Source organism: Sporomusaceae bacterium, assembly GCA_031460455.1.
Lineage (GTDB): Bacteria > Bacillota > Negativicutes > Sporomusales > UBA7701 > Anaeroselena.
Genome location: JAVKTQ010000003.1, coordinates 1 through 10,333 on the forward strand (window position 1 = coordinate 1; position 10,333 = coordinate 10,333).

Below are 10,333 nucleotides of genomic sequence, written 5' to 3' on the forward strand. Positions count from 1 at the left end.
CTTCCATTTTTCCACCCTTCCTGCCTCTTAAGCAAAGACAGGGAAAAGTGTATCACAGATCATTTTCGACCGCCGCAAATATGCAATTTTATATCGCCACTTTCCTACATTTTATCGTCGGCGCTGACAGTAGCAGATGACTGTATATCGCTTTCCATACATTCTCCTTAATGCAAATTCAGGATTATTGTTGTCACTATCTCATAAAAATAAACGCCTCTAATGAGGCGTTTTCATGTTCAGGGGCTCCAGACATGTGGCAGTTGTTCGTACAGATGACGACAACATAAAACTCGAAAGAGTCCCCTATCTATTCTGCAGCTATATTTAAAGAGATATGCGGTACTTTCTCGAAAAAATCTGACCTATATTTTTCGCTCTTAGTGCATGGCCCGCATATTACGGTCTTGATATCGCGAATTTCCTCAAGCGCTTTTCCCATCTCTACCGCGAGCTTGTTCCGGTCAAGTCGTAACCGTCGTCCACAAAGCGCGCAACGTTCAGCTTCTTTCGGGGCCATTAAAGGAACTCCCTTCATTTCCAGATGCACTATACAGTATTTGACAAATAAATGAATTATTCCTCCATAATGGCATGAGGCGAAGGCTTCATTTACAAAGGAGTAGTGTAGCCTAGACTACCAACATGAAAATATCAGAAGTCCTTCTCCCCGGGGGTATTATATCGCAATAAAGAAAATTTGATTCAGTAATACCGGGCGTTTGGACGGTTTGTGGACTTTTAGTGGACTGTCTTAATTTTTTTTATGATAGTCTATAAGCAAAGATTAATCATGGGGGGTATGAATCCATGAATAATAGTTCAGCCAAGTGCGTATTCGGAAGCCTAATTATTGGGGCGGCCCTTTTCACTTGGGTTATTATCACGATTTTCCTTGCGATAACAAAAACGGCATTTCCTCATTACGAAGCAATGTCGGGCATCGCCCTCACCGCTATCGGTATCGGGGCTGGGATGCTTGGTGTCCGTTAGCAATAGCCGATACCAGCAACTTGTCGCCTTGAGGAACCTCAATTGGTAGGAATTTGAAACTTAGAGTCGAATGTTGTTGTTTTAGGATGATTGGAGGTGGGTACATGAACATCGAATCAATCCATATTAAAAACTTACGTGCTTTTAAGGACCAATTAATATCGCTAGATGATTATAACTGTTTTGTTGGCCCCAATGGTGCGGGGAAATCGACTGTTCTGTGTGCATTAAACATCTTTTTCCGAGAGTCGCAAGGTACATCGACAAATTTAATAACGCTGAGTAAAGAAGATTTCCATCTGCTTAACACCTCAAATCCAATTGAGATTATTTTGACCTTTGTAGGCCTTAATGAAGAGGCCCAAGCCGATTTTGCAGACTACTATAGGCAAGGGAAGCTTGTAATATCAGCCGTCGCGACATATAACGATAAAACTGAGAGTGCTGAAGTTAAGCAGTTTGGGCAACGTATGGGCATGCCTCAGTTGAAAAATTTTTTTGAGGCTGAGGGCGATGGAGCTAAAGTACCTGAATTAAAAGCAATATATGCGGAGTTGTGTAAACAACTGCCTGACTTAAAAGCAGCCGGAACTAAAGAGGCTATGATTACCGCTCTTCGTGAATACGAAGCCGCACGCCCGGAGCAATGCGAACTTATTCCGAGCGAAGACCAGTTTTATGGAGTGAGTAAAGGTACTAATCGTCTTGCAAAACATTTGCAGTGGGTTTATGTGCCGGCCGTTAAAGACGCATCTGAGGAACAGATTGAATCGAAAAACAGTGCGCTGGGAAAACTGTTAGCCAGAGCAGTAAGAAGCAAAGTCAATTTTGCCGATGACATTGAGGATATTTTAAAGGGAGCACAGCAGCAATACCAATGTCTACTCGATAGAAGTCAGTCCGTTTTGGATGAAGTAACACAATCGCTGCAAAAAAGAATTTGCGAGTGGGCTCATCCGGAGGCGAATCTAAAAGTTCAGTGGCAACAAGACCCTCAAAAATCAATTAAAGTTGAAGCACCCTTTGCTGGAATCCTTGCCGGAGAGGGTAATTTCGAAGGTCAGCTCGCGCGATTCGGTCACGGTCTCCAGCGGTCATTCCTTTTAGCCCTTTTACAGGAATTGGCTAGTAGCGAAGACAGTGGCCCTAGGCTCATTATTGGATGTGAAGAACCAGAATTATATCAACACCCGCCACAAGAACGACATTTATCCGCCGTTCTGCAGCTTCTCAGTCAAAAGAATGCGCAAGTTATAATCACTACGCACAGCCCCCACTTTGTCTCAGGAACAGGTTTTGAAAAAGTTAGAATGGTTCGCCGACACATAGCGGAAAAATATGCTGTCGTGAAACATATGGCTTTTGAGCAGATTGCTAGTACCGTTTCCGCTGCTTTGGGTGAAAAACCTTTAAAGCCGGCTGGCACATTAGCAAAAGTGCATCAAGTTCTCCAGCCATCACTTAACGAAATGTTCTTCACCCACCGATTAATTCTTGTTGAAGGCTTAGAGGATTTCGCTTACATCAGTGCTTGGCTAAGTATAACCGGGCGCTGGGACGAATATCGGCGTCTCGGATGTCACATCGTTCCGTGCAATGGCAAAAGCATGATGATTCAGCCTCTTTCGATTGCAAGAGGTCTAGATATACCGGTGTTTCTCGTTTTCGACGGAGATAGTGGAGCAAAACATCCAGAAGAGCATAAAAAAGATAATGTCGCGTTGTTAAGGCTAATTGGTGCAGATGCGACCAATCCTTTCCCTCCAACAACTATGTGGGGACCTAACTATGCAGTTTGGAGCACCGATATGGGTACAGTAGTAAAAGCTGATGTCGAAAATCAAGCATGGGAAAAGGCGTACGAGTATGCGAGTAGAGTATGCGGACAAGCCGGCGACATTCAAAAAAATGCATACCACATCGGGGCACGGCTAGCCTGGCTATTTGAAAATGGTATTAAACCGGCCAGCCTCGAGACTCTAAGCGAAAAAATCTTGACCTTTGCGAAATAGTTAATATCGTTGCTTTTCAAAACGTTATGAACGTAGTTTTGGGAATCAAAATATGACAATAGCCGTTTGGACTCAAATAATGCCCAAACGGCCAAAGTTCGGTATTAATGACAAATCACACCACATCAATTTCTGGCTATAATTGTATAGTAGCTAAGCTATTCTGCAACCTGAGTGAATATATGTGTATGCCAAAAATGCCAGGGAAAGTGTGGGTCTTAAGACCTGCGTTTCCCTGGCATTGGCGAAAGGTCCTGTTAGTGAAAATAGTTACTGTATCTTGGTGCTTGTGACCGTCTTACTCGAGAGATAGCCAGCATGACTTATGCCAAGGATTGCGAGGAATCCTTCGGAAAGAGCCGGGAAGCTAACGATTTTATCCGGAGGGACGGTCATGATGGTGTTGATGACAAGGGCTTCGTAAGAAATGACAGCAACGACTGTGAACAGGAACATCTGTACTTTGGATATGTCGACGTACGCAGCGTCGCCGATTTCGTCTCCTTCAAACATGTCCGCCAGGTCAGCCTGAGAGATGTCTGGGTTGGCGTAAACGACTCCGTTCGAAGCCGACTTCACCTCGTCCGCTTTGAGGTCGAACTTTGTGGCGATTCTTTCGACTTCCTCGTCGGAAGGGGTTGCTTTGACGGCCTTATTGTTTACAATGAGGGGGCTGAAATAACTTGATGCGTAACTGATGCCCATTAGCGCCCAGAGCCGCCAGTCGATTTCCACTGCAAGCGGTTCGGGCACTAGTTCGGAACCGGCCCGGATGCGAACGAAAACAATGGTGATGTAAGCCGCAAGCACGATGATAGTCCATAGCACGGCCTGGAAACGGGAGAGGCTCATCATGTTCCGATTACCTATGAGTATGCCTAAAGGTTTGCCGTTGCTGTGGAGACCATGTAGCATCAGGAAGAACACCAAGGCCACCGTCACGCCGAAGAGGTTCCAACCCTTCGGAAGACTCCACGCAGCCCATGTCATCACGGCGAGGGCTCCAACCAAAAGCCATCCGAGGGTCTTGTCATCGAAATAGGTCTTCATCACCGGTTTAGCTGTGTCTCCCACGGAAATCACCTTCCTTCAGGTCACTTGCCCGCTGCCGCAAGAGTGGTAGCTAAGCCGCGGTAGTACGAGTCGAGGATTTCGGCTCCGAAACCGAACCTTGTCGCATTGTCGGCAGACGCATTAGTCTCGTCTCCGTTGAGGGAGGCGGGAAGGCCTGTGTCGAGGTTGTAGTTCTCGGTGAAGTAAGGGAAGGCTTGCTGACACAAGAACTCCTTCGCAGATGCTTCGTTTTGTCCGAAGTAGGCTTCGCCGGCTGAGAAGACGGTCTCAACAGCCTTGACGGTATAGTTGTATAGGCCGAGTGCGGAGTAAAAGAGTCGGTCATTGCCGGGAGCTGGAAACCAAGGTTTCTGAGCCTCGTTCATGCGGGCGATGTGAGCAGCTTCCCACTCTTCGTAAGGTTTTACGGGTTCGAGCGCCATGAAGTTGTAGTGGATTTTTCCTACGGCGTAGAAGTCCCCGCCAATAAGTTTGGCGAAGTCTTCGTAAGCCTTGTGGATGGGGTGCTTCTCGTCGCTAAACTCTCTCTTCATGAACAGGGCCTCGAAATCGAGCTTGCCGGAATAGGCGGCGCGGATTCCGGCCATGTAAAGGTCGGCGATATCGGGGTCGAGCATATCGTGGTTGTTGCCAGCTCCGCATCCGACCGCTACATCGAGTGCGAAATCTGGGTCGGCGTTCTTCTTGGTGGCGAAGATATAGCTGTCGACCATACCTTCGAAATTTTTGTGGTCCTTGTACTCGTCTTCGGGATGGTTTCGCCAATGGTCGCAAGTACTACGGTAGACGAAGGGGTGGAAGACGCAGTCGGTTACGACGTGCCCGTAGAATCCGTAGGCGAACGCCTTCATCTTGCCGATGACGTCGGCGGGTGCGGCACTCGCCTTGATGTAGTCGAGCATCGCGCAGAAGCAGTCGAGGGTGCCGTCCCAGTGCATCTCGTCGGACACCTTCTTGTATGAGAACGATTTGATAGCTTTGGAAATAAATACGTCCTTCACGTAGAACAGGTCGGGGCCGAAGGAACCGAAACCGACGAAGTTGGAATACTCTCTCCAGAAGATAGGGTCAAGGCGCTTGATGGCGTCCTTGCATACTAGGTAATGGGTCACAGGTTGCGACATTCGAGACACCTCCAAAAATTTCTCCAAGCTTCTTCAAATTAGGAAAGGAAATCGGGGTTACCGGATTGGGAAGGGGGAGGAGATGGTCGGTTGCGGACAGTTAGCCGCACAGTACATATTCCGGCGTGAACGGTTCGGCCTTAGCCGAGAAGAATGTGTCCTTGAGATGGCGGAACTCCTTTCTTGCTATGACGTAGCCCTTGCCTTTTAGGGAGTCGATGCCGTCGATGCCGTCTAGGCTATAGGCGTCCGGCGCCACGACCGGGTTGATTCTGTAAATCCTGGATTGGTCACCGCCAAGTCGTAAGGTAGCCATGTTCATTGCCGCGGCAGATTGGGCCTGGTAAAACAGCTCGACAATCAGGAGCGATTTGACCCAGTCCGCCATGCCTTCTGGGGTTTTTCCGGGAGTGGACCAGTCAAGAGGGGCCTGAGAGCAGCCTAAGCTCAGGATTCTTATCTCGCTGGGGTCCCAGCTGAGCACGTCTGCACCTTCCATGGCGGCAACGAGAACAGGGTTGTTGCACCAAACGCCGCCGTCGACCAAGGGCACCGAGTGGCAGTTCCGGTGCGCCGGGAAGAACATCGGGGCTGCGGAAGTGGCGAGAGCTACATCCATGGCCGGGGCCTTGTAGTCGTTCATTAGGCGTTTATGATGGGCGGTCTTGTAAAGGTAGGCGTCGCAGGAATCGAAATCGAAAGCGGGAATCACAAGCCTGTTCCTGCTTTCGCCAAGCCTTCTTCCGCCGAAATGCGGCTCCAGGGCTTCCTTGAGAGGTACATCTTCGTACATGGGTTTTGATATCATCTTGGCGATGCGCGCCAGCTTACCACCATTGCGCCGGAAAACCTTAGGGCCCAGTTCTGCGTAAAGACCAAGGATTTCCTTAGCGGTCATTCCGAGTCCGAGACCGAGGGCGATGATGCCGCCAGTGGATGTGCCGACGATAAGGTCGAAGTATTCGGCGACGGAACCGTCAAGGTGCTCTTCGACGTGAGCAAGAAAGGATGCGGGGAGCGTGCCTTTCACGCCCCCGCCGTCGATGGAAAGAATCTTTTTCATAATATCTCTCCTAAAGTGCGGGGAGGAAGATTCAAGGTTCTTCGTCAGGTTCGCGGTGGATACCGCCGCCCAGCCACTCCCCTGTGGCGAGCCAGCCCTCGTAACAGAAGAGCCAAAGGGATGTCCAGGGGATGATGGTGTCGCAAATCAGATTATTACGGGTGAACTCCCTCCACTTGGGGTAATACAGGCAAAGATAGCCGCTATGGTAAGTGTGGGGGATTCGTTTACCGTCCGGCCTTCTGAGAAGCTTCGGTTCGAGGACGAGCACTCTGGGCGGCCGTTCGAGACAATAAGTCACCTGTACCTTGTAATTCTGGCTAAGGGGAGCTGGTTTGATAAACCCTTCCCATATGACGGTGTTCCCGGTCCACTGATGGTTGAAGCCAGGGAAGCTCTCTTTCATGGTGGAGACTTGCCTTGAGAGAGGGATGGTGAGTTCGCCCCGCATGATGCCGTAACGCAACCTCTGGGTGTCAAATCGCTCCCGATTATCGAACTTAGGCTCCGTAAAACGTGTTTTTCTTGACATCAAGGCCTCCCGAGCCGGCAAGGACGAGTCCCCGTCTGGAGCTGTCGATGGCCAGCATACCGGAATTCCTAATTTTCTGGATGTATTCCTGTTGCTCGCTGATGGCGTGGACTGAAACTGCCTCGCCGAACATTGCGGAGAGGAGCTTCTGTATGTGAGGAAGACCTGCCCCGTCGCGAGCCGCAAGGCGGATATCATTCCATTCCCTGATGAAACTTCGGAGCCATTTTAGGAACGAATCATATAGGGCCCGGTCGTTGTCCCACTTTTCGCTGAAATCCTCAGCTGGATTCGTGGGGTTAGGAACAACGAGCCGCCTACCAGACGGGATGGAGTGCATAATACCGGCCAAGGTCTCCGCAAGGCCTTCGCTCACGGAATAATGACCGGAGTAAGCGTTGGCCGCTAGGGTGGTTAGCACGACGCTAATGGGTGCTCTATCGGGGTCGTCAGAAAAAGCGATGTCGCGGCGCCGCTTGAAAAGCTGCACAATCTTCTTCAGGGTGGGCTTGTCCTGGGGCAGGTCGTAATCCGGGAAGGGTTCGACCTTCGCCGCCTTTTCGAGGAAGACGTGGTGACGGCTCTTACCGTCGAACCAGGCCGCGAATCCTTTAGGGTTGCTATCCTTCCAGGTGAGGAGCTTCCGGTCCGGAACTTTGAGGGCCCCGGGAGTCTTGTCGTTGTCTGGGTACCCGGGAAGGATGTCCATGTGGAAATTGCGAGGGTAGTCAAGCCGGATGCAACGGTTCATGCGTTTGACCATGGGCTTATAGGCACCGTTTTGCTGGAGTCGCTTCTCTATGAGGTCGAGCGTTTCGACGGGGCCGTGGCCTCTCCAGCCACCGGCCAGTTCGCAAACGAGGTCGAGGTCGAACTCGTCCTGCTTTAAGGGCTTGACAGTGGTGTCTATGGCAAGTGACCCCTGAGCGTAGATGACGGGTGTGAATGGGGTCAAGGGGCTATCGTCGTCACCCAACCATCTCCCGACTTCCACGTATTCGCGCTTAGCGAAATCGCGCTGGTCGGACGTGATTTCGAGTTTCCGGCCGATGCGGGCGAGCAGGTCGTCAAGCATCGCGTCTGGACTATCGGTGATGAACATGCTGATTTCCTCCTTTCTTTAAATTATTTTGGAAATGGCCCATAAACCTGACGAAAAGGACAAAAAAACCCTAGGGATACGCTCTTTCGCGTGTCCGCCAGGGTTTTTATCCCTACGGTGAGCTTTGTAAAAGCCGGTTTCACTCGGTCCGTGCCAACGGGTCCTGATGAGTCATCCTTTGAGGAACCCAAGAAACCAACAAAAAGCGAATATGAACGTTTTTCCAAGTTAATGATACGACAATAAATTCAGAAAATCAACCCCCTTTTGACTGATTATACAAAATATTGTGGTTTTTGCCTGTCGAGTACAGCAATATGTAGGGCTGAAAGACTTGGGGCGGCAACGACTAATAATGAACCATATGGGATACATTTAGCATAATGTTCGGCCTAATGGTCCATTATCAGTAGCGAACCGCTTCTCTAAACATAGTAAAACAGGGATTTTGTCCCTGTTTTTTATTTTTTATTTTTATCCGATAGTTGTTTACGCATAACCTTACTTTCGACATAAAAAGATGTAAGTCGAAAAAATATTTAAATTTCATGCATATAACTTATTTTCAGCGGTAACAATATGGGGGTATTTTGAAGAAATGGGTGATTATATGTCGGAATTCTCATGGAGCCTTTCAAGAGCCAAAACGTTCTATCGTTGCCGCCGCGGTTACTATTATCATTACTACGCTTCCCAATATGACCCTAATATAGCGTTGCTAAAGGGAATGCAGACTTTACCGAGTTTTGTTGGAAGCGTTCTTCATTCGGTTGCGAAAACCGCTATTTGGTGCAAACTGGCTACGGGCTCGGTCGAGGAGGACCTTTTATTATTGTTGGCTATGGAAAAGTTGAATGAGACGATGTCAGCCTGCAGAGATAAGGCGAATTGGGCAAGGCTCAACAGTAAGAAAGTGGTTATGCTGCAAGAAGCCTATTACTTCATGGACGCGAGCCTTATTAGGCGAATAGAGGGTTTTCGCGAAAAAATTAAATTGCTAGTCAATAATTTGGTTGCTTCACAGACGCTCAAGGAAATCGACCCCTCAAAAAGCAGGCAGGTACTTGAAGTCGACAGACTCACTGATTTCAGGTTCGAAGGCACCAAAATATTCGTCAAACTCGACTTGCTCGACTCTATTAAGGCGCCGATTTACGTCATTCGAGATTTCAAGACTGGTGACACGGTAGACATGTACCAGCCGCCGCTCTATACCTTGGCTGTAATGAATAGGTTTGCCGTTCCGCAAGACACTGTCGAAACTTACATTGAGTATCTAAATCACAATCAGGCAAAACGTTTTCCGGTAACGACGCGCCTTATTGACCACACGGCCGAGTTTATGCGAACTTCGATTGCCGAAATGAAAGGCTTTTTAAAAAATCGCGCAAAGAATACTCCGCTGTCCGCCGACGCTTTTCCGGGCCAAAATAATGACGAGATTTGCTATAGATGTAACTTCATCGAAGTCTGTGACCAGTACAAGGGCAAAGCATTTTTAAAGATGGTTCCATGACGAAAGCAAAATAGCGGCAAATCAAAGCCGCTATGGTCGCCCATAGCGGTCAACTTTTTTGTGAGTTATGAATAACGTTAATAAATCGGAAGAATACTACGGAAGGCTGTCGTGGGAGCGCAGTAAGTCGACTATTTTTACGTCTAGCCCCTTGGCGATATGGAATAACACCGCAAGGGAATAATTCTGTTCAGAATAAGGGGCCTCAATTTTACTTAGGTAGCTTTTACTGATGCCGATTTTATCTGCTAGTTGTTGCTGGGTAAGGTTACTTACTTTTCTGCAGGCGGCTATGTTTCGGCCTATGGTCTTGTACATCTCTTGAACAGACATTTGGCAAATTCCTTCCAAAAGTTTCATCAATAGGGTGATTATCATGAAACCTATTGTCAAGAAGTCAGAACTTTTATATTATATTTTTAATTATCTGTTTAATTGTTCTTTTGGTCAAAGCCATCAAAATAACAACATGGGAAGATATGTGCCAATATCTGGCGCAATCTTCCCATGAAGCTTTTTTAGGCATAGATTGAAATTAATAATTATGGTATAAGAATAATCAACCTGTAAGGTGATGATGTACGTGAAACCAAAAGCACCAATAAAACAAAATAACAAGCACGAATGGGAAGGCAAGCCGGTCAGAATACGGCGCCTTCCCATTCGGTGTTTTTAGGGGTTATACCAATATGATTGTATGTACGCAAGATGAGGTATGTTTCCTTGATGATGAGCATAACAACAGCGCTGTGAGCCGGTTGTTTGATTTGGTACCATTGGGCATTGGGACAGGACTAATTGAAGGCCTGTCAGGCTACATCTCCCGGTTAGCCGAAAGCCATTGTGTAACGGCGGGCTACATCGTCGATAAAGAGTTAGCGCCATTAATGAACAAACAGTACCTTCTCAACATAGCC

The 10,333-nt window shown here is 48.2% G+C and carries 8 protein-coding genes; 3 read left to right on the forward strand and 5 right to left on the reverse strand.

The features are described 5' to 3' along the window. Nucleotides 1-1,097: 1,097 nt before the first annotated feature. Complete coding sequence (locus tag RIN56_06800) at nt 1,098-3,005, forward strand: AAA family ATPase (protein ID MDR7866513.1); 1,908 nt, start codon at nt 1,098-1,100, stop codon at nt 3,003-3,005. 270 nt (nt 3,006-3,275) lie between these two features. Here RIN56_06800 and RIN56_06805 read toward each other — a convergent pair whose 3' ends face one another. From RIN56_06805 to RIN56_06815, 3 genes are all read right to left on the reverse strand, one after another. Next, nucleotides 3,276-4,058, reverse strand: coding sequence for a hypothetical protein (locus RIN56_06805; protein MDR7866514.1), 783 nt, complete (start codon nt 4,056-4,058; stop codon nt 3,276-3,278). A gap of 41 nt (nt 4,059-4,099) precedes the next feature. Next, the gene (locus RIN56_06810) at nt 4,100-5,191 is read right to left on the reverse strand and encodes a zinc dependent phospholipase C family protein (GenBank protein MDR7866515.1); all 1,092 of its coding nucleotides are present in this window, start codon (nt 5,189-5,191) and stop codon (nt 4,100-4,102) included. Nucleotides 5,192-5,303: 112 nt separating this feature from the next. Beyond that, nucleotides 5,304-6,266, reverse strand: coding sequence for a CBASS cGAMP-activated phospholipase (locus tag RIN56_06815; protein MDR7866516.1), 963 nt, complete (start codon nt 6,264-6,266; stop codon nt 5,304-5,306). On the opposite strand from RIN56_06815, the gene RIN56_06820 reads away from it, so the two are divergent. Continuing rightward, nucleotides 6,247-6,690: a hypothetical protein gene (locus RIN56_06820; protein ID MDR7866517.1), complete on the forward strand. Its 444-nt coding sequence runs from the start codon at nt 6,247-6,249 to the stop codon at nt 6,688-6,690. The two genes, RIN56_06815 and RIN56_06820, sit on opposite strands and share 20 nt — an antisense overlap. Before the next feature lie 76 nt (nt 6,691-6,766). On the opposite strand, the gene RIN56_06825 is transcribed toward RIN56_06820, so the two are convergent. Then, on the reverse strand, nt 6,767-7,900 hold the full coding sequence (locus RIN56_06825) for a nucleotidyltransferase (GenBank protein ID MDR7866518.1): 1,134 nt from the start codon (nt 7,898-7,900) through the stop codon (nt 6,767-6,769). Between the two features lie 598 nt (nt 7,901-8,498). On the opposite strand from RIN56_06825, the gene RIN56_06830 reads away from it, so the two are divergent. Then, nucleotides 8,499-9,416, forward strand: coding sequence for a PD-(D/E)XK nuclease family protein (locus RIN56_06830; GenBank protein ID MDR7866519.1), 918 nt, complete (start codon nt 8,499-8,501; stop codon nt 9,414-9,416). A gap of 96 nt (nt 9,417-9,512) precedes the next feature. Here the strand turns inward: RIN56_06830 and RIN56_06835 are convergent, their stop codons facing one another. Further along, complete coding sequence (locus RIN56_06835) at nt 9,513-9,794, reverse strand: helix-turn-helix transcriptional regulator (protein ID MDR7866520.1); 282 nt, start codon at nt 9,792-9,794, stop codon at nt 9,513-9,515. Nucleotides 9,795-10,333 lie beyond the last annotated feature (539 nt).

What these genes read in the sequence shown, in the direction of transcription:
- RIN56_06815 (MDR7866516.1), bottom strand. Translation starts at nt 6,266, where the DNA reads ATGAAAAAGATTCTTTCCATCGACGGCGGGGGCGTGAAAGGCACGCTC.
- RIN56_06835 (MDR7866520.1), bottom strand. Translation starts at nt 9,794, where the DNA reads ATGATAATCACCCTATTGATGAAACTTTTGGAAGGAATTTGCCAAATG.
- RIN56_06830 (MDR7866519.1), top strand. Translation starts at nt 8,499, where the DNA reads ATGGGTGATTATATGTCGGAATTCTCATGGAGCCTTTCAAGAGCCAAA.
- RIN56_06800 (MDR7866513.1), top strand. Translation starts at nt 1,098, where the DNA reads ATGAACATCGAATCAATCCATATTAAAAACTTACGTGCTTTTAAGGAC.
- RIN56_06825 (MDR7866518.1), bottom strand. Translation starts at nt 7,900, where the DNA reads ATGTTCATCACCGATAGTCCAGACGCGATGCTTGACGACCTGCTCGCC.
- RIN56_06820 (MDR7866517.1), top strand. Translation starts at nt 6,247, where the DNA reads ATGGAAAGAATCTTTTTCATAATATCTCTCCTAAAGTGCGGGGAGGAA.